This window comes from Modicisalibacter luteus DSM 23508 (genome assembly GCF_000378505.1).
Taxonomy (GTDB): Bacteria; Pseudomonadota; Gammaproteobacteria; order Pseudomonadales; family Halomonadaceae; genus Modicisalibacter; species Modicisalibacter luteus.
The window spans coordinates 197,752-222,075 of the sequence record NZ_KB899992.1 but is presented as its reverse complement, the minus strand read 5'-3'; the positions used below and the strand labels follow the sequence as shown (position 1 = coordinate 222,075).

Genomic DNA, 24,324 nt, shown 5'->3' with positions numbered 1-24,324 from the left:
CATGGACAACAATCATCAGCACAAAGGGTTCACATCATGACGTCCGCAACTGCCCAGACCGAAGCCAGGGCCTTTCTCGAGCAGCATCCCGATATCGAGAGCTTCGATCTGCTGATCAGTGACCTCAATGGTGTACTGCGAGGCAAGCGCATTCCTCGCGACAACCTGATCAAGGCCTACCGCAACGGCATCAACCTGCCTGCTTCACTGTTCGCGCTGGACATTAACGGCAACACCATCGAAGAAACCGGCCTGGGTCTGTCCACGGGGGATGGTGATCGCGTCTGTCGTCCGATTGCGGGATCGCTCAAGCCAACCCCCTGGCTGCGCGAGGGTCGTCAGGCCCAACTGCTGATGACCATGGAAGAGATCGACGGCCAGCCGTTCTTCGCCGACCCACGCCAAGTGCTACGTAGGGTACTCGATGAATTCAAGGCCAGAGGGCTGACACCAGTCGTAGCGATGGAGCTGGAATTTTATCTGGTCGACAGGCGCCGTGATGATCTGGGCCTGGCCCAGCCGCCCTGCTCGCCCGGCACCGGCGAACGTGCGACCCAGAGCCAGCTCTACTCGATAAATGAGCTCGACGAATACGCCGATTTTCTCGAAGAGATTCACCAGGCCGCGGTGGAACAGGACCTGCCGCTGGATACGGCACTCAAGGAATGCGCTCCGGGACAGTTCGAGATCAACCTGCTCCACTGCGCGGATGCGCTACGTGCCGGGGATAGCGCCGTCCTGCTCAAGCGACTGATCAAGGGCGTGGCCCTCAATCATGGCTTCGAGGCCACATTCATGGCCAAGCCCTACGGCGATGAGGCCGGCAGTGGGGCGCATGTCCATATCAGTCTCGTCGACACCCAGGGGCGCAATGTCTTCGCGAGTGACGACGAGGACCCACTCGGCACGCCGCAGCTACGACAGGCCGTTGCCGGCATGTTGGAGCTGATGCCGGGTTCCATGGCCATCTTCGCTCCCAACTTCAATTCATACCGGCGTTTTCAGCCCGGCCTGTACGTGCCGATGGCCCCCTCCTGGGGCTACGACAACCGCTCCGTTGCCGTGCGTATTCCCTCGGGCCCCAATGCCGCACGGCGTATCGAGCACAGGGTGGCAGGCGCCGACACCAACCCTTACCTGCTGCTAGCCACCTTGCTAGCCTCGGTGCTGCATGGCATCAAAAACGAGCTGACACCGCCGGAGCCCATCGAGGGCAATGCCTACGAGCAACTCGAACCAAGCCTGACCAATAGCTGGCAGCAGGCACTCGACCTGTTCGAGGCATGTGACGTGCTCGCTGAGGCCCTGGGCCGCGACTTCCATCACGTTTACCACGCCAACCGGCTTGCCGAGCGTGCCGAGACCATGCGTACCGTCAGCACACTGGAATACGACTGGTATCTTCGCCACGTCTGATTGAGGTAGCGGCGTGCAAAAGGCAAGGCCCCGCAAAAGCGGAGCCTTTAGAATGCCTTGCGGGTTGATGGTTAGCATTGATCATGTCGTTTTCACGGCCTGAGCCGCAAGGTGCCATTGTGGCTGACCATTCATCAGGGGTACGCGGCTACCTTCGGGCGCCTCATCGAGTTGAGTCCGGTACGCTTCGCCACCGACACGATACTCGACATCGTAACCGATGAGTTTCTGCTGAGTATCGGTGACCGTGTGGCAGCGCTGCTCTGTCGTGGTGTAGGTGTCGCCCTGCTGCATACGGCCCTGTACCTCGCGCCCGGCAAAACCTCCGGCCACAGCACCGGCCGCGGTCGCGATCTTCTTGCCGCTGCCACCACCGACCTGGTTACCCAGGACACCGCCCACTATCGCTCCGATAGCCGTACCAGCAATGCGATTGGAATCCTGAACCGGACGCTGTCGAGTCACGGTCACCTCTTCGCAAACCTCGCGGGGCGTTTCGACACTTTCAGTAATGCGCTCGACATTGATGATGTCGGCGTACTGTGGCCCCTGCTCGACGTTCTGGATCTGGTAGGCTCCAAATGCCAGCCCGCCCAAGCCCAGCACTGATAAGGTACTGCCAATAACGATAGATTTGCTCATAGTAGTTCGCCTCCTGTTCTTCTAGCTGACTAACGTCATGGTCAGGACGCCGCCGAAAAATCGTACGGCTGCAGAGCGTCATGTCTCGGGACATGAGCGCACCGGGCGATGTGTGGCTGAGTCACCACCGGCTCAAGCAGTGACGTAAGCGTGTGAGACAAGGAGTAATATGGCGCAGGCAAGTCGCAAAGAAAAGTTACGAAACAGCGTTTCCATACTTTTTGCTAATTTCGCAGCGTGTGCCTGAATGACTAACTCAGTCATACCATGAGGACAATGCTGGCTACACCCCTAGCGCATCACGTACGCGGTAGTACCACGCTCCCAGCGTGGTCAGCGGTACACTTAGCGCCCGTCCCCCCGGAAACGGCAAGTGCGGCAGCCCGGCAAATGCGTCGAAGCGTTCACCCTGCCCTTCCATCACCTCGGCAATCAAGCGGCCCGCCAGGTGCGAGCAGGTCACGCCATGGCCGGAGTAGCCTTGGGCATAGTAGACATTGGTATTGATACGCCCGAATTGAGGCAAGCGGTTGAGCGTCAACAGGAAGGTCCCGCTCCAGGCATAGTCGACCCTGACGCCTTTAAGCTGAGGAAAGGTGGTTTCCAGCTTGGGGCGGATCACTTTCTCGATACTGTTCGGATCCTGGCCACCGTAACTGACACCGCCACCATAGATGAGCCGGCGATCTGCAGACAAACGGTAGTAGTCGAGCAAGTAGTTGCAGTCTTCCACAGCGCGATCGGTCGGCAGAATATCCCGGGCAGTGGCTTCATCCAGCGGCTCGGTGGTGACGACTTGGGTGCTGGCAGGCATCGACTTCCCCTCAAGCTGGGGCGTCAGGTCTTTCATGTATGCGTTGCCGGCCAACACCACGCGCTCCGCCACGACTACCCCATTCGGAGTGTGCAGGCGCGCCGGCTCGCCGTGTTCGATCGAGGTTACTGGTGTCTGTTCGTAGACCTTGCCACCAAGTGACTCCAAGGCAGCGGCCTGACCCAGCACCAGATTGAGCGGATGGAGATGCCCTCCTGAATGGTCGAGCAAGGCTCCGACATAACGATCGCTACCAATCTCACTTCGGTAGGCTCGGCCTTCGAGCAATTCCAGGTGCTCGTTGCCGAAACGCTCCCATAGTGCCTTGTGTTCGACCAATGCTTTCATCTGCTTGGCGTTGCAGGCGGCAAACAGGTTGCCCTCCTTGAGATCGCAGGCAATCGCGTAGCGAGCGATACGCTCGCGGATGATACGGTTGCCCTCAAAGGCCATGTCGCCCAAGGCACGAGCCGTCTCCCTGCCATAGCGGGATTCGATCACGTCCATGTCACGACTGTAACTATTGACGATCTGACCACCGTTGCGCCCTGACGCGCCAAAACCGATGCGGGCCGCTTCCAGCACAACGACGCGATACCCCTTTTCCGCCAGATGCAGCGCAGCAGAGATGCCCGTGAAACCGGCGCCGACCACGCAAACATCACATCGAATGTCTTCTTGCAGCGCAGGGCGCTCAGAATAGGAATTGGCGGAAGCGGCGTAATAGGACGCGACATGCGCGGTGCCGGGCTGGGACATGTCTTATCTCCGGAGCGATGTTTATTTTATTCAACAGGCAAGCACGATACTACGCGACCCGAACCCGGACGATCAAGAAACGCGGTATCCGATCTGCAACACACGACCTGAAAGCGCTCAAGGTTTAAAAGTCAACATCAACGGCCGGGACGATGCCCGGCCGTGATAAGCGTGATGCAGGTTCAGTGCAAACTAGCGACTCTGCGCTTCGTTCCACAACTGCTGAAGGAGCTGCAAGGTATCGCCACTCACCGATGGCGTGGAAACCAGGCGCTGACGTGTCTGCGTATCGGGCATGACGGGCGGCTCGCGCAGGGCAGGATCGACCAGCGCCAAGGCTTCCTTGTTGGGCGTGGTATAGCGATTGTAGTTGGCAAGCTGCGCTGCCACGTCGGGGCGCAACATATACTTGATGAAGGTCTTCGCCGCCTCGGGGTGTGGCGCACGGGCCGGGATCGCCAACACGTCGACCCAGCGCTGCGACCCCTCCTCGGGAATGAAGAACCCGATCTTGCCATAAGTCTCGGATGACTCGGCCAGCTTGTTAGCTAGATCGCCGTTGTAGGCCACACCCGCCTGGATGGTACCGCGTGCCAACTGCTCGATGGTCGCCGTAGCATCAACGAAACCGACGAAGTTGTCGCGCTGACGTGTTTCACTGACTAGCCTGGCCGCCTCGATCCAGGGTTCCTTGCCCACACAATCGAAGCCGTACCCCAGATAGGCACAAGCCGTGCCGAAGGTAAACTGTGCATCCCCCTTCAGCAGGGCAAACGGCTGCGCGTCGTTGACCTCGGGATCGTATAACAGCGCCCAGCTTGGCTGGGGATCCGGCCACGTCTCGGTATTGTAGGCAATGCCCGTCATACCCCACAGGTAAGGCACGGTGTAGCGCCCCTCCGGATCGTAATCGGGTGTCTTGAACTCTTCCAGAATCGCCTCGCGTCCGGGCAAGGACTCACCCTCGGCAGCCAGTGGCTGGACCAGACCTGCCCCAATCAACCGCGGCATGAAATACCCTGACGGTACGATCACGTCATACTGGGCATCGCCCCCGGCGGTAAGCTTTGAAAACATCTCGGCATTCGAGTTGTAGTAATTTAGCACCACATCAATGCCGGTCTCGTCCTCAAACGCCTCGATCAAGGCCGGATCTATGTAGTCCGACCAGTTGAAAAGATTCAGCTGTTGTTGAGCAGCAACCGGCATGGTCAGTATCGACAACCCCAGTCCGGCAGTGGCAAGCAGAAAGCGATGAGACATGAACAGATCCTTGTTTGGCTATATTCAATAAACCGCTCACACCCTCAGTAACAGATGCTCGCGCTCCCACGAACTGATGACACGAAAATAGGCGGTATGCTCGGCACGCTTGACCGCCAGGTAGCTGTTGACGAAGCGTTCGCCGAGTAGATCGGATAGCGCAGGGCATTCCCGCAGAGCATCCAGCGCCGGCCCGATATCGTCAGGGAGTTTATTGCCTGCCGACCAGGCAGAGCCAACCATCGGCGGGCGCGGATCCAGTTGGCTGATCATGCCCAGGTAGCCGCAGGCCAGCGAGGCGGCCATTGCCAGGTAGGGGTTGGCATCGGCACCCCCCAGACGATTCTCGACCCGCATCGCTTCGGGCGCGCCCACCGGCACGCGCAAGCCTACCGTACGGTTGTCATAGCCCCACTCCGTGTTGACCGGCGCCGAGCCACTGGTCTCACTGCGCATCAATCGGCGGTAGGAGTTGACGTTTGGCGCGAAGAACGGCATCGCTGCGGGCAGGTATTGCTGCAACCCACCTATGTAGTGATGGAACAGGCGGCTGGCCTGCCCATCCTCGCCGGCAAACAGGTTCGTGCCGCTGTCGCCGATCAGGCTCTGGTGGATATGCATCGAGCTTCCAGGCTCGTTGGCCATCGGCTTGGCCATGAACGTCGCATACATGCCGTGCCGTAGCGCGGTTTCACGCAGCGTTCGTTTGAACATCACCACTTGGTCGGCCAGCATCAACGGATCGCCGTGCTGGAAGTTAACCTCCATCTGGCCGGCCCCTTCCTCGTGGATCAATGTATCGATATCCAGGTCCATCGCTTCGCAGTAGTCATACATCTCCTCGAACAACGGATCGAATTCGTTGACAGCATCGATGGAGAACGACTGGCGACTGCTTTCCTGACGCCCCGTACGGCCAATGGGAGGTTCCAGCGGATAGTCGGAGTCCGTATTGGTCTTGACCAGGTAGAACTCCACCTCGGGCGCGACAACCGGCTTCCAGCCCCGCGCTTTGTAGAGTTCGAGCACTCGCTTGAGCACACTACGTGGCGATAGCTCGACTGGCTCACCGGTCAGGTAGTAGCAATCATGAATGATCTGGGCAGTGGGATCGTCTGCCCAAGGCACGAGATAGACCGCATTCGGATCGGGAATCAGCTGCATGTCCAATTCTGCCGGATTCCAGAACCGGATGTCCTCGTCATCCGGGTACCCCCCGGTGACCGTCTGGATAAAGATCGAATCCGGCAGACGCGGCCGTCCGCCATTGAGATATTTGCTGGCGGGCATGATCTTGCCCTTGAGGATCCCGGTCAGGTCAGAGACCAGACACTCCACTTCGGTGATGCCATGTTGTTTGAACCATTCACTCAGTTCATGGCTTGCACTGTTACTCATACCTATTTCCTTGAAGGCTTGTCGCGCGGTTACCGTCCTTTGACATGTACAGGCACGTAGGGAGGCGCACCCGACGACAACCACTAGCCCCATTAACTCGGCAGCGGGCCGGCTGGGCCGGCCCGCAGAGCGATCATCGTGCCTGCACTTCGTTCCACAATTGATTGAACGTCTGCAGCTCCTGGCCTTTGAGACTGGGAGTGAATTTCAGACGAGCCATGTCTTCCTCGGTGGGCTGGACTGGCGGCTTGGTCAGCACCTCGTCCAGATAGGGCTCGGCAGCAGCGTTGGGGCTGGAGTAATAGTTGTAGTTGGATAGCTGTGCGCCCACCTTGGCATCGAGAATAAAGTCGATGAATTTGTGAGCCAGGTCGGGATTGGGAGCCTCGGCGGGAATCATCATCGAATCCACCCACATCTCGGTGCCCTCGTTGGGAATCATGAACTCGATGTTGCCGAAGGATTCCGGGTCTTCGTTCTTGAAATTCATGTAATCGCCGTTATAGCTCAGCGCAACATGGGTGACACCTCGCGCCAGCTGCTGCAGTGACGGCGTACCATCGACGAAACCACTAAAGTTACCGCGATTCTTGGTATCGATGAGCAGCTTGGCAGATTCCTTCCATGCATCGACACCGGTGCAGTCGTAGCCATGACCAAGGTACGCACAGGCAGCGCCGGTACTGACCTGGCCATCGCCCATCAGCGCGAACGGATAGCTGGGATTGACTTCGGGATCGAACATCAGCGACCAGCTCTTGGGGCCGTCGGGGAAAGTGTCGCTATTGTAGATGATGCCCGTGGTCCCCCATTGGTAAGCCGCACTGTATTTGTTCCCGGGATCGAAGGAGGGATCGCGGAACCGGTCTTTGAGATTGTCGAGGTTCGTCAATTTGTCATGGTCCAGCGGCTGGACCAGTCCCGTCTCGATCAGGCGAGGCACATAGTAGTTCGACGGTACGATAATGTCGTACTGCGACATGCCGCCGGCATTCAGCTTGGCCAGCATTTCGGGCAGGGAGTTGAAATAGTTCTGGACGACTTCGACATCGTATTTCTCTTCGAATGCCTCGATGATTTCCGGGTCCATGTACTCGGTCCAGTTGAACAGGTACAGTTTGCCCTCTTCGGCATACGCCCCGCCGGCCAGTACAAGGCCACCGAGTGCAGCAACGATTCGTGTGGTGATTGTTGTCATCGTAACGCTCTCCTTCGGTCCCTTTCTCGGGTATAACAGGCGCCTAATAGCGCCCCTTTCGATTGAACATCAAACTGAGCACGGCGGCGATAGCTACGGCGCCGATCATTAACGTGGCAATGGCATTGATCTCGGGCGACACACCTTTCTTGATCGCCCCCCAGATATAGATGGGCAAGGTGGCGCTTTCCGGCCCAGCCGTAAAGAAGCTGATCACGAAGTCATCGATCGATAGCGTGAACGACAGGAAGAAAGCCGAAATCAACGCCGGCTTGAGGGTCGGCATTAGGAAATGTACGGCACGCTTGAATGGCGTGGCATACAGATCCTTGGCCGCCTCGAACAGGGTCGCATCGAGCCCCACCAGCCGCGAGTAAACGATCAACGCCACGAACGGGATCTGGAACGTCACATGGGCGATGATCATCGTGCCCAATCCCGGCTGCAACAGGCCGGTATGACGATGGATCGACACGAAGAACGCCATCTCCGAGATGCCAAATACGATATCCGGCAGCACGATCGGCAGATAGATCAGCACGATCAGCCAACCCAGCTTGCGGTGGCGATGGCGATACATGCCATAGCCGATCAGGCAACCGATCACCAAGGCCATCACCGAGGATACGATGGCCAGCACCAAGCTGTTCCAGAATGCTGAAATGATCTGCTCGTTGCCCAGTAGACGCTCATACCAGCGCAACGAGAACCCGGTAAAATTGGCAGCGCTGTTGGAGGCATTGAACGAGAACAGCATCACCACCAGTAGCGGCAGGTAGAGAAAAACGATAGTCACCCACCAGAACGTGGACAGGCCCCTCTGCAAGGTACGTTTTTTCATATCACCACCTCCTCACCGCCCCCTAGACGCTTGCCGATACGACGCATGGCAAATAACCCGGCGAACGTAGCGATAAGCATCAGAATCGCGCCGGCGGCGCCCAACGGCCAGTTGGCACTACCCGCGAACTGGTTGGCCACCAGGTTGCCCAGCATCATGCCCTTGCCACCTCCAAGCAATTCGGGAATCACATACATGCCGAAGGCCGGAATCGCCACCAGCACCGTACCCGCCAACAGGCCTGGCAGGGTCTGGGGGAATACCGCATGCCAAAAGGCGCGCACCGGGGAGGCATACAAGTCCTGGGCTGCCTGGACCTGTGCCGTGTCGAGCTTTTCGAATGCGGCATATAAAGGCAGCACCATGAACGGCAGAAAGTTGTAGACCAACCCCAACGTGACCGCGAAATTGGAGGGGTAGAGTCCCATGTTGGGCGCGATCAGCCCCAGCGCCTGGGCGGCATCGGATAGCGGCGTGCCTGGCGCCAGCAGGTTCATCCAACCGAAGGTACGGATGACCTGGTTGGTCCACGATGGAACCACTACCACCAGCAGCATGATCGGGCGCCATTTCTCACGACAGGTGGTAATGTAATAGGCGATCGGATAGGCCACGATCACCACCAGTACGGTAGAAAGCAGGGTCTGCCACAACGAGCGTAACAAGGTATAGAGGTTGCCGGGGCTCCAGCCAAGGAAGCCGAACCCCGCCAGTTGTCGGAAAGACTCCAGCGACAAGGGCATCTGGGGCTGGCCATAGGGCCCATTGGTCATGAAGGCTACGGCCATCAGGTAGACACTGGGCAGAACCAGAAACACGATGATCCATACGGCGCCAGGCATCACGCTAAACAGCAAATGGCGCGTTTCGCTGACCACGGCGCGGCCACGTACCACCAAGCTCATATCCGCCATTCGAAATCTCCTAGGCAGCGACCCGGACCAGGTCCTCGGGGCAGACGCTAACCGTGACCTTGTCGCCGACCGCATGCAGCCGCTGCCCCAAGTTGCTGGTCACGACCATCAGGTTTACGCCGTTGATCTCCAAGCGATACTCGATGCGGCTGCCTCGATAAAGGCGCTCCTTGACGATTCCTTCGAGCCGGTTGTACCCCGGCGGCACTTCGCCCCCCAGTTCCAGTGTCTCGGGCCGAATGAGCAACCACCCCTGCTGTTCCGCACGCTGCTGGGCGGCATCGAGTTGCAGGCGGCCCAGGTCCGTATCAACCCAGTTATCGGCGCTACGCTGGATAGCGAACAGGTTGTCGTGCCCCATGAACCGGGCAACGAATGCATTGACCGGGTGTTCATAGACTTCGCTGGGCGTACCCACTTGCTGGATGATGCCGCTGTCGAGAACTGCGATGCGATCCGACATCACCATCGCTTCATCCTGATCGTGGGTCACGAATACGAAAGTCATGCCGAGACGCTTCTGGATGCGCTGCAATTCCACCTGAAGCTGGCCACGCAGACCGGCGTCGAGGGCCGACAATGGCTCGTCCAGCAGCAGCACGTTGGGCTCACAGACCAGGGCTCGGGCCAAGGCGATACGCTGACGCTGACCTCCTGATAGCTGGTCGACACGTCGCTCCACTAGCGAGCCCAGTTGAATGAATTCCGCCACTTCGGCCACCTTGCGTTGGCGCTCGGCCACCGACTCTCCCCGCATACGCAGGCCAAAGGCAAGATTGTCGCGAACCGAAAGATGGGGAAATAGGGCGTAGGATTGGAAGACGGTGTTGACGCTGCGGCGATGGGGCGGGATATCAGTGACGTCCTTGCCTCCGATCAATAGCTTGCCGTCGTCGGGATCCTCCAGACCGGCAAGAATCCTCAACAAAGTGGTCTTGCCGCATCCCGACGGCCCCAGCAAGGTAAAGAATTCCCCTGCTTCAATAGTCAGGTCAACGCCATCCAGCGCGACCATGTCCTTACCAAACTGCTTACGCAGGCCTTTCAATTCAATTGACGAGGCCTCTCGGGGCATTGCGTCGTCCCTCTCGCGTGTGTCGTCCAGCGGGTCGGAATATTCGACCTCGGGGGCCGGCATAGGGTTAGTCATCGCACGATTCTCCCGTTCTTGTCGTGGTGTTTCGGAAGTCGGTGCCGTCGCGGTTACAACCGGTCGCGTAATTTATAGAAGTTTGTAGCCAGCACCAACAATGGCGTGCGCAACCAGCGACCGCCCGGAAACAACCGGTGCGGCATGGAGGCAAACACATCGAAACGCTCGGCCTGCCCCGCAATGGCATCACTGAGCAGCTTGCCGGCCAGGCCGGCCAAGGACATGCCATGGCCGGAGTAGCCCTGGGCATAGAAGAGGTTGGCATCCAGGCGACCGAAGTCCGGTGCCCGGTTCAATGTGATGGCGACGTCGCCACCCCAGCGATAGTCAATGGAAACGCCGCGCAAGGCAGGAAAGAGGTGCGCGATCTTGGCATCCATGCGCGCCTTGAGCGTACGTGGCTCGCGTCCGTTGTAGCTGACTTCGCCACCGTAGAGCAGGCGCCTGTCGGCAGAGAGACGGTAATAATCGAGAACGAAGTTGGCATCGGACAGCGCATCGTTGCGGGGCAGCACTTGGGCCGCCTGTGCCTCGCTCAATGGTTCCGTAGCTACGATGTAATTGGCCGCCCGCATGATGCGTCCTTGGAGTTCAGGCACCAAGCCATTCACGTAGGCATTGGTTCCCAGAACCACGAACTCCGCGCTGACGCTGCCATGTGCCGTATCGACCCGTGCCGGGCGGCCGCGCTCGATATGTACAGCCGCGCTGTGCTCGTGAATAATCACTCCGGCCCGTTGCGCCGCCAACGCCAGCCCCAGCGTGTAATTGAGCGGATGCAGGTGCCCTCCCTCAGCATCGTGGAGCGCTGCGGGATAGGCATCGGTAGCCACGTGCTCGCGTAACGCCTCGCCCTCGATAAAGCTCAGCGAGGGATAATCGTAGTGACGAGCCATCACGTCCTGAAAAGCACGCAACTCCTTGACGTGGCGCGGCTTGACTGCCGCATGCAGATATCCCCAGGTCAGATCACAGGGAATATCGTGTCGCTGGATTAAATCTGCGGTCAGGCGCACCGACTCCCGGCTCATTTCCCAGATTGCGCGGGCGCGCTCGCGTCCGAGCGCTTTTTCTACGACATCAAGGCCAGTTCCCAGTCCCGGCAGGATCTGTCCACCGCTACGTCCCGAAGCACCGAAGCCGATCTCCCCGGCTTCCAGCAGCACCACGCGGTAGCCTCGTTCGGCCAAGTGCAGCGCCGCCGAACAACCAGTAATGCCGCCCCCCACTACGCAGATATCGGTCTGAACCTCGCCGGCCAATGGCGTCGTCGGCGCGAGGCGGACCGCTACACTGGCATTGTAGTACGAGGAGGGACGGCGCAGTTGGGCAGCGACAGTCATGCGGGTTTCCTTGTTGAAAGCCGTTTACAGCCAACATAGTTGTTGAATTATTTCACCATGGAAACGAGGAAATCCACGGCTTATGCCATTAGTCTGACACCATATCGACACAACTTGTCAAGTATTCAATAACAACAAAAAAGGAAACCTGGGGGAGCACAAAGCAACGTCACTGCGCCGATCTGATATCGGCGCATGAACCGGCGTGGTCATGCCGCAGGGCGAGCACTCGCACACACAGGGCAGGCCGGATCGCGTGGCACATTGAAACGACGCCACTCACCGCTCAGCCCATCGAATGTCGAGAGCCCCCGGTGAGGGTGACCGGCTCCGGACAATAACTTGAGCGCTTCCAACGCCTGGAAGGTGCCGATTACTCCCACCAAGGGGGCCACAACCCCATTCTCGGCACAGCGCAGTTCTTCGTCGGCCTGCTCTCCTCGCTCGTCAGGAGGATAGAGGCAGGCATAGCATGGGCTGGAAGCGTCACGCGGATCGAAAATGGCCAATTGCCCTGAAAAGCGTATCGCCGCTCCCGACACCAACGGCGTCCCCGTCTGCAGGCTGGCGCGATTGATCGCGTAGCGACTCGAAAAGCGATCGGTACAGTCAATCACCACGTCGGCGTCGCGCATAGCAAGCATCAGCGCCTCGATGCCCATCCGCTCGGTTCTTGCCGTCACATGGCAGTACGGATTGAGCGCCTGTGCCGATTCGGCCGCGGAGGTGGCCTTGTGTCGTCCCAGATCAGCCTGGCCATGGGCGATCTGGCGCTGCAGGTTGGAAAGTTCGACGATATCGTCGTCCACCAATGTCATCCGCCCCACCCCAGCGGCAGCGAGATACAGTGCTACCGGCGAGCCCAGGCCTCCAGCACCGATGATCAGGGCATGACTGGCCAGCAAACGTTCCTGCCCGTCGATATCGATCTGATCGAGCATGATCTGCCGGCTGTAGCGCAACAGGGCATCGTCGTTCATAACCATCCTTTATTACCCGAGCATGCCCAGTTACTTACTGCAGGCAAGGTGTCACTTGCCGTCGAACTCATCGATATCCGGGACATGCAATGAAAACTCTTCCTTAACCTCTTCCATCACCACGTAGCTCTTCGATTCCTTAACACCGGGCAGGGTCAGTACGACGTCCCCCAACAGCTGGCGGTAGGCGGACATTTCAGGAATGCGGCATTTGAGGATGTAATCGAACTGCCCAGAGACCAAGTGGCATTCCTGAATCTGTGGCAGCTTGGCCACGGCACGGCGGAACTCATCGAACACGGCCGGAGACTGGGTCTCAAGACTGATTTCGACGAATACCAGCAGATTAGCCTTGAGGGCGGTAGGATCGAGAACGGCCTTGTAGCCGCGGATGATGCCAGCCCGCTCCAAACGCTTGACACGTTCCAGGCAAGGCGTAGTGGACAGGCCGACCTGCGATGCCAGGTCAACGTAGGAAATACGAGCGTTTTCCTGCAGGCAGCGCAGGATCTTTAGATCAATACGGTCCAGCGAGCGAGTCTTGGCTTTCATTATAGTAATATTCCCGAACGAGCGGTGACAGCATAATCCTCTGCAAATCAGGCCGAATCCAGCGGCAAGATGGCCTATAGGGACGGTTCACCACAAGTAGACAGCAGATTTGTCGTTTGTGGCTTTAGTATTACCACACTCGCTCTACAGGACTCCAGCTACGCCTTTCCATGCAGCATTCATAGCGTCAATCTGGCAAGCGTAACCCGGGGGCGCCCCCCCAGGTCGTTGCACGTTTGTACCTCATCATACCCAGCCTGGCGCAACGCCTCACGAACCGCGCTGTCCTGGGCCATACCGTGCTCGAAAAGTAGCCAGCCCCCAGAAGCGAGATGCGCCTTGGCGGTCAAACATAAGTGATGGAGATCGGCCAAGCCTTGATCGTCGGCCACCAGTGCCGAGTGAGGCTCGAAACGGACATCTCCCTGGTCGAGATGCGGGTCGTCAGCCGCCAGATAAGGCGGATTGGAGAGAATCAGGTCGAATCGTTCCCCCGAGAGTGCGGCAAACCAGTCGCTCTCCAGGAAGACGGCATTGGTGAGTCCCAGCCGCTTCGCATTGCGGCGCGCCAACGCCACGGCATCGGGGACTCGATCGACCCCTACCACATGCCATCCAGGGCGCTCACTGGCGAATGCCAGGGCAACTGCCCCAGTACCCGTGCCCAGATCGAGTGCGCGACCATGTCCGGATGCCGCCTTGTCCAGCGCCGCCTCGACGAGGCTCTCCGTATCGGGACGAGGTATCAGGGTCGACCTGCCAACGTATAAGGAGAGACCCCAGAATTCACGCTCGCCGGTCAAGTAGGCTACCGGCTGCCCGGCTTCTCGCGCTGCCAGCAGCGTTTCGAAACGTGCCTGCTCAGCCGCCGTGACAACGCGGTCACTCCAGGTGTAGAGCCAAGTCCGGTTCCGCTCCAGCGCATGACCAAGCAAGATCTCGGCATCCAGACGGGGTGATGCAGACCCCGCCAGTGTCAAGCGCTGCGTCGCATCGGCCAGCAGCAAGTCGATTCGCATCAGCCTTCCTGAAGTGCCGCGAGCCGCTCGGCCTGGTATTCGTTGATCAACGGCTCTACCACTTCGTCCAGTTCGCCTCCCATCACCTCGCCGAGCTTGTAGAGCGTCAGATTGATCCTGTGGTCGGTGAGCCGCCCCTGGGGGAAATTGTAGGTACGGATGCGCTCACTGCGATCTCCCGAGCCAACCAGCGAGCGGCGCGTATCGGCCTGCTGCTGGCGCTGGCTATCGATGGCCGATTGCTTCAGCCGCGACGCCAGCAGCGACATCGCCTTGGCACGGTTCTTGTGCTGACTGCGCTCTTCCTGACATTCGACGACTACCCCTGTCGGCAAATGCGTGATGCGAATCGCAGAATCGGTGGTATTGACGTGCTGTCCGCCCGCCCCGCTGGAGCGGAAGGTATCGACACGCAGGTCGTTAGGATTGATATCCACATCGCCGACCTCATCAACTTCGGGCATCACTGCCACGGTGCAGGCCGAGGTGTGAATGCGCCCCTGCGATTCGGTAGCCGGTACACGCTGCACGCGGTGGGCGCCGGATTCGAACTTGAGCCGGGCGTAGACGCCTTCCCCACGTATGCGAGCGATGATTTCCTTGTAGCCTCCCTGCTCACCATGGCTGGCGCTAACCACCTCGATCTTCCAGCCCAGCTTTTCGGCATAGCGCGAGTACATGCGAAACAAGTCGCCAGCAAACAGCGACGCCTCATCACCACCGGTTCCGGCACGTATCTCGAGGAACACGTTACGGTGATCGTCCGGATCCTTGGGGACCAATAACTTCTTGAGTCGCTCCTCCAGCACCTCGAGACGCTCACGCCCCTCGTAGAGCTCCGTCTCGGCCATTTCGCGCATGTCGGCATCGCTATCGTCGCACATCTGCTCGGCCGCCTCGATGTCGCCTTCGGTGGCGCAATAGGCGCGCCAAGCCTCGACGAGTTCGTCGAGTTCGGCGTATTCCCGCGAATAATCGCGAAAGCGTGCCTGATCGGAGATGACCTCAGGCTCGGCCAGCAGAGCGGCGAGCTCCTCGAAGCGCTCCTGCAGGCTTTCCAGACGTTGACGCAATGACGCTTTCATTCAGAGTCCTATTGGGAGTCCTGGGACGGCGCAGCCGGATCGAGCAACAGGGTCTCGGCCGCCTCGATAATGTCGTGACGCTCGGCGCCCGACGCTTCGCGCAGGCGCAGGGTCGGGCCATGCAGCAACTTGTTGGTGAGCTGCTGGGTCAACCGGCGGATGACTTTCTCGGGGTCTTCGCCACGTGCCAGTTGGGCAATGGCTTGTTCCTCGGACGCCTTGCGCAGCGCCTCGCCCTGTTCGCGATAGCGACGAATGAGATCACCGGCTCCGCGAACCCGACGTTCATGAAGCCAGTGCTCCACCCCCAGGGCGATCAGTTCCTCGGCCTGGTTCGCCGCTACCTGACGATGCCGCCGATTCTCCTCGATCACTTCCTGCAGATCGTCGACGGTATAGAGGAAGACATCATCGAGCTCGCCAACCTGCGGTTCGATATCCCGAGGCACCGCAATGTCTACCATGAAGATGGGCCGACGACGACGCACCTTGAGCGCGCGCTCGACCATTCCCTTACCCAGCATCGGAAGCGGTGATGCGGTCGAGGCGATAACGATGTCGGCACGTTCCAGGGCCTGAGGAATGTCACCAAGGGTGATGGCCTTGCCCCCGAACTCGCCAGCCAGCCGCTCGGCGCGCTCCATGGTGCGGTTGGCAACGATCAATTCCTGGATACCCGCTTCGCGAAGGTGGCGAGCCACCAGCTCGATGGTCTCCCCCGCGCCGATAAGCAATGCCCGAGAGCGCGAGAAGTCGGCGAAGATGCGACTTGCCAGGCTGACCGCGGCATAGGCCACGGATACCGGATTCTCGCCAATGCCGGTTTCGGTGCGCACCTGCTTGGCGACGGCAAACGTATGCTGGAACAAGCGCTCCAGCTCCCCACCCAGCCCCTTGAGACTACGGGCCTGCTGGTACGCATCCTTGATCTGGCCAAGAATTTGCGGTTCGCCGAGGACCATGGAATCCAGCCCCGACGCCACCCGCATGAGGTGTTTGGCGGCCGCCTCGTCCATATAGTGGTAGGCACATTGAGTGAGCTGTTCGACGGCCAGACCATGAAACCGCCCCAGCCAGTCGAGAATCGTTTTCTCGCCGTCCGGTTCGGTCACACAGTACAGCTCAGTGCGGTTACAGGTCGACAGCACGGCTGCCTCACGCACGCTGGGCAGGTGCTTGAGTTCCGTGAGAGCCGACTCCAGCTGACCAGGAGTGAACGCGACCTGCTCGCGCACCTCGACAGCAGCAGTCTTATGATTGATTCCCAGGGCGAGAAGCGTCATTGGAGCATCTTCAACATCGGGCCATGGAGTCCGTGCGGCGTAAGATAACCCGGGTAGCGAGTAGCGCACGCATGCGCAACACGCCATGAGGGATTCGGGCGGCACAGTTTACCACACCAGCCCGCAACGTGGGGATGCACCGCTCGCCGCTTTGCCGCGAGGAAGCAAGCCGGTATGCTGAACAGCAAACATGCCGGCAGGGATGACCGGCAAGTGCTCTCAGCTCGAACGAGGATGGCATGCGCGCACGCTTGGTTATGACGGCCCTGGCCGTTGCCCTGCTTACCGGTTGCCAGGGTCCCGCCACCGGTTCTTCACGAACCCTCATCAACGACCCCATGGCATCGGCCCCGCCCGTGGGGCGCGGACTCGACGCCCAGGGCCTGGCGACCCTTCTGACAGCCGAGCTTGCCGGCCAGCGCGGCGACTTTACTCGTGCCACCCAAGGCTACCTGGACAGCGCCGAGCGTTACGACTCTCCTGTCCTGGCCGAGCGTGCCGTGCTCGCTGCCCGCTACAGCAACGACCCTCAGCTTCTAGCCGATGCAGCACAGCGCTGGCGTGAGCTGGCTCCCAGCGCCGAGGCTCCGGCGCGCCTGATGGCAGCTATCGCCATGGAACGTGGAGACTGGCAGGCCAGCCTTGAACAACGCCTGGCCCTGGCAGAGCAAGGCGGCCAAGGCGAGCTGGCTGCCTTTGCCGAAGCGGCTATCGAGGCCGGCGTTGCCATCGACCCATTATTAGCACCCTTGCGCCGCTTTCTTAACGAGCATCCCCGTCAGGATGACGCCTTGCTCGCCACGGCGATCCTGGAAGCCGCCGCTGGCGAAACTCGCCTGGCGGGCAGTCGTCTGGATACGCTGGAAGCCGTTAACCCCGACCTGCCCGCCCTGTGGCTGACCCGGGCTCGCCTGGCCCTGGAAACGGGCCGTTTGAGCGAGGCCCGCGAAGCAGCTCGCCGCGGACTGGAAATCTCTCCCGAGGACAGCCGCTTCGTGTTGCTGCTGGCACAGTCCCAGCTCCGGCTTGGCGATGTCGATGCCGCAGAAGCCCGCATCGACGCTCTCGTGGCGCGTCACCCCGATGCCACCGACCTGCGCCTTGCCTTGGCACAACTCTATCTGGACGAGGGCCACCCCGCACCGGCACGCCGCCTCGTCCTTCCGCTGATTGAGGATGATGCTCCACCCGCGCTGGCCTATATCCTGCTTGGCAATGCCGCCGAACGCGAAGGTGAAGTCGACAATGCGCTACTTTATTACCGTCAGGTCCCCCCTGGTGATGGCTTCCTCCAGGCGCGCCTGCATGCCGCACGAGCACTAATCGAGGCTGACCGGCTACTCGATGCCCGCGATTTTCTGCGTATAGAGCGTCTGCGCCATCCCGACATGCGTACACAACTGGCAGCGCTGGAAACCGACCTGCTCGATGAGTTGGGGCTCGAGGATGCCGCCCTGCAACTACTGGACAAGCAATTGCGTGAGCATCCCGATGACACTCAGCTACGCCTCATTCGCGCCATGCGTCACTACGACCTGGGCGATATCGCTGCGATGGAGCAGGATCTGCGTCACGTCATCGAACTCGAACCCGACAATGCCATGGCACTCAATGCGCTGGGCTATACCCTGGTCGATGTGACCGAGCGCCACGAAGAAGGCATGGAACTCATCCAGCGCGCCCATGACATCGAGCCGGACAGCCCGGCGATCCTCGACAGCCTGGGCTGGGCCTATCATAAGCTCGGCGACGACCAGCGCGCCCTGCCCCTGCTGCGCCAGGCCTACCAGGGTCAGCCGGATCAGGAAGTCGCCGCCCACCTTGCCGAAGTACTCTGGCGGCTAGGGCAACAGCAAGCGGCCCGTAACGTGATTGCCGAGGCCATGCAGCGCGAGACCGATCGCCCCCGCATCAACGAATTGCTGAAGCGGATTCCCGAGCTCGCCCCTGAGCAGTGAGACTATCCCGCTCACCGAGACGAGAGACGAGAGACGAGATACATGAAGAGATTCACGGCACTACTGTTCTGCCTGGCCCTTCTGAGCGGCTGCGCCAGTCAGACACCAACCCCCGACGTTCCCCGCAATCAGGTTGCCTGGAGTGAGCAGCGCGACCGCGTGGAGGCCCTCGATGCGTGGCGGCTGGCCGGCAAGGTAGGCCTGCGCACCCCTCAGGATGCCGTAAGCGCCAATCTGGACTGGATGCAGACCGGGTTCGATTACCGAATATTGATTAGCGGCCCCTTCGGTGCCGGCCGCAGCGTACTGGAAAGCAGCGCTCAGGGCGTGACCCTGACCACCAGCGACGGGCGTTTCGAAGCCGAGACGGCAGAGCAACTCATGGAGGACCAGCTTGGCTGGGCCTTACCGGTCTCCGCTCTCGACCGCTGGGTACGCGGTCTGCCGGCTTACATCCTGCCGCACCAGACAACAACCGATGATCAAGGTTTTCCCACCCAGCTACGCCAGGCAGGCTGGACCATCAACTATCGCGACTGGACCTGGGAACCCGAGCTCAGCGGTGGGCTCTGGCTACCCCGGCGCCTAGTAATGACCATAGACGACTTCCGCGCCACCCTGGTTGTCAACGAATGGCACCCCATCGACACAGGCACGGACGCGTGACGGCACTCACCCTGCCAGCCCCGGCCAAGCTCAACCGGATGCTGCATATCACCGGGCGCCGTGACGACGGCTACCATGAGCTGCAAACCCTGTTTCAGTTCCTCGACCATGGTGACACCCTGACGTTTCAGGTACGTGAGGACAACCAGGTAACACTGTCACCGAGCCTTTCCGGTGTCGTCGATGAAGACAACCTGATCGTACGCGCGGCGCGTCTGCTGCAACCCTACAGCCAACGCCCACTCGGTGCCGACATCCAATTACAGAAACGTTTACCGATGGGCGGCGGCCTGGGTGGTGGTAGCTCCGATGCAGCCACCACCCTGCTGGCCCTCGACCGACTATGGGGACTCGAGCTGGGCCTGGAACGCCTCGCCGAGCTGGGTCTGCAATTAGGGGCCGATGTCCCGGTCTTCGTCAGAGGGCGCGCCGCCTGGGCCGAAGGCATCGGCGAACGCCTCACACCGGTGTCCCTCGACACGCCCTGGTTCGTGGTTATCCATCCCGGCATCGAGGTGTCGACTCCGCGTGTATTCGGTGCGCCGCAATTGACACGGAACACCCCCCCAATTAGTATGGCGCGCGCACTGCAGGAGGGGCCGGAAGCCTGGCGCAACGACTGTGAGCCGGTAGTCCGTCAACTATACCCAGAGGTCAACGATGCCCTGGGCTGGCTGAGCGGGTTGGCACCGACCTTACTGACCGGAACAGGCGCTTGCGTATTCTGCCGTTTGACGAGCGAAGACGAGGCTTCTAGTATATTGGGCCGCGTTCGCAGCGGGTGGACCGCCTTTATGGCACACGGCTGCAATACGTCTCCCCTCCATCAGGCACTGGGGCTGTTTTGAGCGATTAACAGCGACCCAGGCAATCGCGACGTGATGCCAGATCGGCACCGGGCGACAGTGAAGGGCAACGGTTGCTGGGGTATAGCCAAGTGGTAAGGCAGCGGTTTCTGGTACCGCCATTCCCAGGTTCGAATCCTGGTACCCCAGCCATTTCCCTGCACGGCTGCATACTAGAAAATTCCCTCTCGAGATCCCCCAGGCGTCTGTTGGGCGTGACCGGTCGTAGCGAGGGAAGAGGCATCCGGCATACTCTGCTACCGGCGTGACGCTAGCGATCACCGGGCCAGAGATAATGGATGGTTTTTTTTCGCAAGCGATCAGAGTGGCGTCAAATGGGCTCCCAGACTCCAAAGGTGGCTGCGCGTGTCTAAATTGATGGTTTTCGCCGGGAACGCCAATCCCGAACTTGCCCGCAAGGTAGCCGAGTGCCTCGACAACCGGCTGGGCCATGCTACGGTCGGCCAGTTCAGCGATGGCGAAATCGCGGTCGAAATCAACGAGAACGTTCGCGGCAAGGACGTTTTCATTCTGCAGTCCACCTGCGCCCCGACCAACGATAACCTGATGGAACTGATTCTGATGGTGGATGCACTGCGCCGTGCCTCCGCTGCACGAATCACTGCCGTAGTGCCCTACTTCGGTTATGCACGTCAGGATCGTCGGGTTCGCTCGGCCCGCGTACCGATTTCGGCCAAGGTCGTGGCCGACATGATGGTCAAAGCCGGGGTCGACCGCGTAATGACCATGGACCTGCACGCTGACCAGATTCAAGGGTTCTTCGATGTGCCGGTGGATAACGTCTATGGCTCACCGATTCTGCTCGACGACATCGAGCGTCAGAACTATGAAAACCTTGTCGTCGTGTCCCCTGACGTTGGTGGCGTGGTTCGTGCACGCGCTATCGCCAAGCAGCTCAACGTCGATCTAGCGATTATCGACAAGCGCCGCCCGCAGGCCAATCAGGCCCAGGTCATGCACATTATTGGCGAAATCGAAGGCCGTACCTGTGTAGTCGTCGACGATATGGTTGATACGGCGGGCACGTTATGCAAGGCCGCCGAAGCGCTCAAGGACCACGGTGCCAATCGCGTCGTCGCCTACGCTACGCACGCGATCCTTTCCGGCCCTGCAGTAGACAATATTTCCGGTTCGGTGCTTGACGAACTCGTCGTGGCCGATACCATTCCGCTGTCCGAACTGGCTCGCCGTAGCGGCAAGATCCGTCAGCTCAGCGTGGCGGGACTCATCGCCGAGGCGATCCGTCGCGTCAGCAACGAAGAATCCGTTAGCGCGATGTTCCATTAACATCGCCGGATAAGTGCGCCGTGAGGCGCTTCCGGAGTCGGCATCGCTTGGTCGCGGGCGGTGCCGATTCCTTATTTCAACCCTGAGAGGTTACACCATGTCCGATTATAAACTTACAGCCAATGTTCGCCACGACCTGGGGAAAGGTGCGAGCCGCCGCCTGCGTCGTGCGAACGAGCAAGTCGCTGCTATCATCTACGGTGGCGAGAAGGCCCCACAGCCGATCACTATCGACAAGGCTGCGTTCTACAAAGCCATCGAAGACGAAGCGTTCTTTTCCTCGCTGATCAACATCGATGTCGAAGGCAATACCGAACAGGTCATCATCCGTGATCTGCAGCGCCATCCCTATAAGGCACTGGTCACACACGCTGACTTCATGCGTGTCGATGCTACCCACGAGATGACACTGAACGTACCGCTTCACGTCACTGGCGAGGAAAACAACCAGAGCGTCAAGGACAAGTCCGGCGTTCTGCACGTACTCGTTAACGAAGTTCAGATCAGCTGCCTGCCGAAAAACCTTCCTGAATATCTGGAAGTCGACGTCAGCGGTCTCGAAGTGGGTGACACTCTGCACCTGACGGACCTCAAGCTACCGACAGGCGTTGCCCTGGTCGAACTGACTCATGGCGAAGGCCACGATACCGGTGTCGTCAGCCTGACACGTCCGACCGTCGCTACTGGTGACGACGAGAGTGCTGCAAGCGGTGAGGAAGGGGAAGGCAACGCCGAGTAATCGGCTACCTTCGAGGCCAACCACAGCAAGGCGTTCGCATGAGCCAAGTGAAAGCGATCATCGGCCTGGGCAACCCTGGGGCCGAGTACGAAGACACCCGGCATAACGCGGGCGCCTGGCTAGTGGAAGCCATTGTGCGCGACACCCTCGCCCCCCTGCGGGTGGAGAAGAAATTCCTGGGGCTTTATGCCAAGGTCAATTTCGCCGGTCATGAGCTGCACTTGCTCAACCCGACCACCTTCATGAATCGCAGCGGCGGGGCTGTCGCCGCCCTCTGCCAGTTCTTCAAGCTGTTACCGGAGGAGCTGCTTGTCGCCCATGACGAGCTGGACATCGCGCCGGGCACGGCTCGCTTCAAGCAAGGCGGCGGCCACGGCGGCCACAACGGCCTACGCGACACCATACGCGCCTTGGGCAACAACAACGCTTTCCATCGTCTGCGCATCGGTATCGGCCACCCTGGCGATGCCAAGTTGGTGACCAATTATGTGCTCGGACGTCCTGGCAAGATGGAACGTCAAGCTATCGATGCCGGCATCGACGAATGCCTGACCACCCTCCCCGATGCTCTCAATGGGGACTGGGCGAAAGCGATGAATCGCCTGCACAGCTTCAAAAGCTGAAGAATGGCTTCGCAAGGCCATACAGCCAAATCACGGCGATACACCTGTCTCGCCTCGGTTAATCTCTTTGCTTCAACCATTCTCCTCGGCTCCGCCCCGACTTGGTCATAACTCGCCTAATCCCCCTGCTCACCTAGCCATTGGCTAGTGAAGGTTATACTCATGGCGTAAAATGCCGCCATTCTCTTTAAGGCTTCTAATTTCGGGAACATATCATGGGTTTCAATTGCGGCATCGTCGGCCTCCCTAACGTCGGCAAGTCCACGCTCTTCAATGCACTGACTAAGTCCGGTATCGACGCGGAGAATTTCCCGTTTTGCACCATCGAGCCCAATACCGGCATTGTACCGATGCCTGACCCGCGCCTCGAAAAGCTGACCGAACTCGTCAAGCCTGAGAAAGTCGTGCCTACGACAATGGAGTTCGTGGACATCGCTGGCCTGGTGGAAGGCGCTTCCAAAGGCGAAGGGCTGGGCAACCAGTTTCTCGCCAATATCCGCGAGACCGATGCCATTGCCCATGTCGTGCGCTGCTTCGACAATGACAACGTCATCCATGTTGCCAATCAGGTCGACCCCCGCGCCGATATCGAGATTATCAACATGGAACTGGCGCTTGCCGACCTGGACACGGTTGAGCGCGCCGCCCAGCGTCTTGCCCGCGTGGTCAAGGGAGGCGACAAGGATGCCATTACCACCAAGGCGATTCTGGACCGCATCCAGCCGCACCTGGCTGAAGGCTTGCCGCTGCGCAGCTTCGGGCTCAGCGAGGAAGAGAAGCGCCAGGTCAAGAGTTATGGTTTTCTGACATTGAAGCCGACCATGTACATCGCCAATGTCAACGAGGACGGCTTCGAGGACAACCCTTACCTGGAAACCGTGCGTGAGATAGCCGCCGAGGAGAACGCGGTCGTGGTGCCGGTATGCAACCAGCTGGAGGCCGAGATCGCTGAACTCGAGGACGAGGAGCGCAGCATGTTCCTTGATGAAATGGGCATGGAAGAACCCGGCCTCGACCGCGTGATTCGTGCAGGCTATGCCCTTCTCGGTCTGCAGACTTACTTCACCGCCGGGGTCAAGGAAGTCCGCGCCTGGACGGTCAAGGTCGGCGCCACCGCACCGGAAGCTGCCGGTGTGATTCACACCGACTTTCAGAAGGGCTTCATTCGCGCCGAAGTGGTCAGCTATGACGATTTCGTCTCCCTGGGGGGAGAGCAAGCTGCCAAGGATGCCGGCAAGTGGCGCCTGGAAGGCAAAGACTATGTTGTAAAGGATGGCGACGTGATTCACTTCCGCTTCAATGTCTGAGGCGATGCAAGATAACGTAAAGGTTGACGTTTCAGCCGGTTACGCGTAACATTCGCCCCCGTTGGACGGCTACGTAGCTCAGCTGGTTAGAGCACATCACTCATAATGATGGGGTCCCCTGTTCGAATCAGGGCGTAGCCACCACAGCGAATCCAAAAAAGCCCGCCAGGCATGCCTGACGGGCTTTTTGTTTGCGCCTGGTGATATGGGGTTCTTGT

22 protein-coding genes and 2 tRNA genes are annotated in these 24,324 nt (G+C 59.7%); 10 read left to right on the top strand and 14 right to left on the bottom strand.

All coding sequences use genetic code 11. The annotated features are described in order from the left end of the window. Positions 1-36 precede the first annotated feature (36 nt). On the top strand, positions 37-1,416 hold the full coding sequence (locus F568_RS0107650; protein WP_019018130.1) for a glutamine synthetase family protein: 1,380 nt from the start codon (positions 37-39) through the stop codon (positions 1,414-1,416). Positions 1,417-1,497: 81 nt separating this feature from the next. On the opposite strand, the gene F568_RS22470 is transcribed toward F568_RS0107650, so the two are convergent. The 14 genes from F568_RS22470 to hemA all read right to left on the bottom strand — a co-directional run bounded on the left by F568_RS22470 (position 1,498) and on the right by hemA (position 16,660). Continuing rightward, positions 1,498-2,058, bottom strand: coding sequence for a glycine zipper 2TM domain-containing protein (locus F568_RS22470; protein ID WP_019018129.1), 561 nt, complete (start codon positions 2,056-2,058; stop codon positions 1,498-1,500). 283 nt (positions 2,059-2,341) lie between these two features. Continuing rightward, positions 2,342-3,631 carry an NAD(P)/FAD-dependent oxidoreductase gene (locus F568_RS0107640; RefSeq protein WP_019018128.1) on the bottom strand — a complete coding sequence of 430 codons (1,290 nt, stop codon included), beginning with the start codon at positions 3,629-3,631 and terminating at the stop codon, positions 2,342-2,344. Between the two features lie 192 nt (positions 3,632-3,823). Further along, on the bottom strand, positions 3,824-4,894 hold the full coding sequence (locus F568_RS0107635) for an ABC transporter substrate-binding protein (protein ID WP_019018127.1): 1,071 nt from the start codon (positions 4,892-4,894) through the stop codon (positions 3,824-3,826). A gap of 36 nt (positions 4,895-4,930) precedes the next feature. Beyond that, a complete protein-coding gene (locus tag F568_RS0107630) occupies positions 4,931-6,292 on the bottom strand; it encodes a glutamine synthetase family protein (protein ID WP_019018126.1) in 1,362 nt (453 codons plus the stop codon). 133 nt (positions 6,293-6,425) lie between these two features. Then, complete coding sequence (locus tag F568_RS0107625) at positions 6,426-7,490, bottom strand: ABC transporter substrate-binding protein (protein ID WP_019018125.1); 1,065 nt, start codon at positions 7,488-7,490, stop codon at positions 6,426-6,428. Positions 7,491-7,533: 43 nt separating this feature from the next. Next, positions 7,534-8,331: an ABC transporter permease gene (locus tag F568_RS0107620; protein WP_019018124.1), complete on the bottom strand. Its 798-nt coding sequence runs from the start codon at positions 8,329-8,331 to the stop codon at positions 7,534-7,536. Beyond that, entirely contained in the window at positions 8,328-9,245 is a 918-nt protein-coding gene (locus F568_RS0107615; protein WP_019018123.1) for an ABC transporter permease, read from the bottom strand. Before F568_RS0107615 ends, F568_RS0107620 begins: the two co-directional genes overlap by 4 nt. Before the next feature lie 10 nt (positions 9,246-9,255). Next, on the bottom strand, positions 9,256-10,395 hold the full coding sequence (locus tag F568_RS0107610; RefSeq protein WP_026300396.1) for an ABC transporter ATP-binding protein: 1,140 nt from the start codon (positions 10,393-10,395) through the stop codon (positions 9,256-9,258). 53 nt (positions 10,396-10,448) lie between these two features. Next, positions 10,449-11,741 carry an NAD(P)/FAD-dependent oxidoreductase gene (locus tag F568_RS0107605; RefSeq protein ID WP_019018121.1) on the bottom strand — a complete coding sequence of 431 codons (1,293 nt, stop codon included), beginning with the start codon at positions 11,739-11,741 and terminating at the stop codon, positions 10,449-10,451. Positions 11,742-11,950: 209 nt separating this feature from the next. Beyond that, complete coding sequence (locus F568_RS0107600; RefSeq protein ID WP_019018120.1) at positions 11,951-12,721, bottom strand: HesA/MoeB/ThiF family protein; 771 nt, start codon at positions 12,719-12,721, stop codon at positions 11,951-11,953. A 51-nt stretch (positions 12,722-12,772) separates the two neighbouring features. Then, a complete protein-coding gene (locus tag F568_RS0107595) occupies positions 12,773-13,273 on the bottom strand; it encodes an Lrp/AsnC ligand binding domain-containing protein (RefSeq protein WP_019018119.1) in 501 nt (166 codons plus the stop codon). Between the two features lie 179 nt (positions 13,274-13,452). Further along, positions 13,453-14,292 (bottom strand): peptide chain release factor N(5)-glutamine methyltransferase, encoded by an 840-nt coding sequence (gene prmC, locus F568_RS0107590; protein WP_019018118.1) that lies wholly within the window; start codon positions 14,290-14,292, stop codon positions 13,453-13,455. Continuing rightward, on the bottom strand, positions 14,292-15,377 hold the full coding sequence (gene prfA, locus F568_RS0107585) for a peptide chain release factor 1 (protein ID WP_019018117.1): 1,086 nt from the start codon (positions 15,375-15,377) through the stop codon (positions 14,292-14,294). The genes prmC and prfA overlap by 1 nt, the downstream gene beginning before the upstream one ends. An 8-nt stretch (positions 15,378-15,385) precedes the next feature. Beyond that, positions 15,386-16,660 carry a glutamyl-tRNA reductase gene (gene hemA / locus F568_RS0107580; RefSeq protein WP_019018116.1) on the bottom strand — a complete coding sequence of 425 codons (1,275 nt, stop codon included), beginning with the start codon at positions 16,658-16,660 and terminating at the stop codon, positions 15,386-15,388. Between the two features lie 239 nt (positions 16,661-16,899). On the opposite strand from hemA, the gene F568_RS0107575 reads away from it, so the two are divergent. The 9 genes from F568_RS0107575 to F568_RS0107535 all read left to right on the top strand — a co-directional run bounded on the left by F568_RS0107575 (position 16,900) and on the right by F568_RS0107535 (position 24,250). Then, entirely contained in the window at positions 16,900-18,618 is a 1,719-nt protein-coding gene (locus tag F568_RS0107575; RefSeq protein WP_019018115.1) for a tetratricopeptide repeat protein, read from the top strand. Between the two features lie 42 nt (positions 18,619-18,660). Further along, positions 18,661-19,284, top strand: coding sequence for a lipoprotein insertase outer membrane protein LolB (gene lolB, locus F568_RS0107570; RefSeq protein WP_019018114.1), 624 nt, complete (start codon positions 18,661-18,663; stop codon positions 19,282-19,284). After that, positions 19,281-20,132, top strand: coding sequence for a 4-(cytidine 5'-diphospho)-2-C-methyl-D-erythritol kinase (gene ispE, locus F568_RS0107565; protein WP_019018113.1), 852 nt, complete (start codon positions 19,281-19,283; stop codon positions 20,130-20,132). Before lolB ends, ispE begins: the two co-directional genes overlap by 4 nt. 75 nt (positions 20,133-20,207) lie before the next feature. Beyond that, positions 20,208-20,282, top strand: a tRNA-Gln gene (locus tag F568_RS0107560). A 213-nt stretch (positions 20,283-20,495) separates the two neighbouring features. Continuing rightward, on the top strand, positions 20,496-21,437 hold the full coding sequence (locus tag F568_RS0107555) for a ribose-phosphate pyrophosphokinase (RefSeq protein ID WP_026300395.1): 942 nt from the start codon (positions 20,496-20,498) through the stop codon (positions 21,435-21,437). 97 nt (positions 21,438-21,534) lie between these two features. Then, positions 21,535-22,176 (top strand): 50S ribosomal protein L25/general stress protein Ctc, encoded by a 642-nt coding sequence (locus tag F568_RS0107550; protein WP_019018111.1) that lies wholly within the window; start codon positions 21,535-21,537, stop codon positions 22,174-22,176. A 38-nt stretch (positions 22,177-22,214) separates the two neighbouring features. Next, on the top strand, positions 22,215-22,799 hold the full coding sequence (pth, locus tag F568_RS0107545) for an aminoacyl-tRNA hydrolase (RefSeq protein WP_019018110.1): 585 nt from the start codon (positions 22,215-22,217) through the stop codon (positions 22,797-22,799). Positions 22,800-23,014: 215 nt separating this feature from the next. Further along, the gene (gene ychF / locus F568_RS0107540; protein WP_019018109.1) at positions 23,015-24,106 is read left to right on the top strand and encodes a redox-regulated ATPase YchF; all 1,092 of its coding nucleotides are present in this window, start codon (positions 23,015-23,017) and stop codon (positions 24,104-24,106) included. A 67-nt stretch (positions 24,107-24,173) separates the two neighbouring features. Further along, positions 24,174-24,250, top strand: a tRNA-Met gene (locus F568_RS0107535). The last annotated feature ends 74 nt before the right edge of the window (positions 24,251-24,324 follow it).

Bases quoted from the DNA above. Each gene is read 5' to 3' on its own strand.
- F568_RS0107650 (WP_019018130.1), top strand. From the start codon at position 37: ATGACGTCCGCAACTGCCCAGACCGAAGCCAGGGCCTTTCTCGAGCAG.
- F568_RS22470 (WP_019018129.1), bottom strand. From the start codon at position 2,058: ATGAGCAAATCTATCGTTATTGGCAGTACCTTATCAGTGCTGGGCTTG.
- F568_RS0107640 (WP_019018128.1), bottom strand. From the start codon at position 3,631: ATGTCCCAGCCCGGCACCGCGCATGTCGCGTCCTATTACGCCGCTTCC.
- F568_RS0107635 (WP_019018127.1), bottom strand. From the start codon at position 4,894: ATGTCTCATCGCTTTCTGCTTGCCACTGCCGGACTGGGGTTGTCGATA.
- F568_RS0107630 (WP_019018126.1), bottom strand. From the start codon at position 6,292: ATGAGTAACAGTGCAAGCCATGAACTGAGTGAATGGTTCAAACAACAT.
- F568_RS0107625 (WP_019018125.1), bottom strand. From the start codon at position 7,490: ATGACAACAATCACCACACGAATCGTTGCTGCACTCGGTGGCCTTGTA.
- F568_RS0107620 (WP_019018124.1), bottom strand. From the start codon at position 8,331: ATGAAAAAACGTACCTTGCAGAGGGGCCTGTCCACGTTCTGGTGGGTG.
- F568_RS0107615 (WP_019018123.1), bottom strand. From the start codon at position 9,245: ATGGCGGATATGAGCTTGGTGGTACGTGGCCGCGCCGTGGTCAGCGAA.
- F568_RS0107610 (WP_026300396.1), bottom strand. From the start codon at position 10,395: ATGACTAACCCTATGCCGGCCCCCGAGGTCGAATATTCCGACCCGCTG.
- F568_RS0107605 (WP_019018121.1), bottom strand. From the start codon at position 11,741: ATGACTGTCGCTGCCCAACTGCGCCGTCCCTCCTCGTACTACAATGCC.
- F568_RS0107600 (WP_019018120.1), bottom strand. From the start codon at position 12,721: ATGAACGACGATGCCCTGTTGCGCTACAGCCGGCAGATCATGCTCGAT.
- F568_RS0107595 (WP_019018119.1), bottom strand. From the start codon at position 13,273: ATGAAAGCCAAGACTCGCTCGCTGGACCGTATTGATCTAAAGATCCTG.
- prmC (WP_019018118.1), bottom strand. From the start codon at position 14,292: ATGCGAATCGACTTGCTGCTGGCCGATGCGACGCAGCGCTTGACACTG.
- prfA (WP_019018117.1), bottom strand. From the start codon at position 15,377: ATGAAAGCGTCATTGCGTCAACGTCTGGAAAGCCTGCAGGAGCGCTTC.
- hemA (WP_019018116.1), bottom strand. From the start codon at position 16,660: ATGACGCTTCTCGCCCTGGGAATCAATCATAAGACTGCTGCTGTCGAG.
- F568_RS0107575 (WP_019018115.1), top strand. From the start codon at position 16,900: ATGCGCGCACGCTTGGTTATGACGGCCCTGGCCGTTGCCCTGCTTACC.
- lolB (WP_019018114.1), top strand. From the start codon at position 18,661: ATGAAGAGATTCACGGCACTACTGTTCTGCCTGGCCCTTCTGAGCGGC.
- F568_RS0107550 (WP_019018111.1), top strand. From the start codon at position 21,535: ATGTCCGATTATAAACTTACAGCCAATGTTCGCCACGACCTGGGGAAA.
- pth (WP_019018110.1), top strand. From the start codon at position 22,215: ATGAGCCAAGTGAAAGCGATCATCGGCCTGGGCAACCCTGGGGCCGAG.
- ychF (WP_019018109.1), top strand. From the start codon at position 23,015: ATGGGTTTCAATTGCGGCATCGTCGGCCTCCCTAACGTCGGCAAGTCC.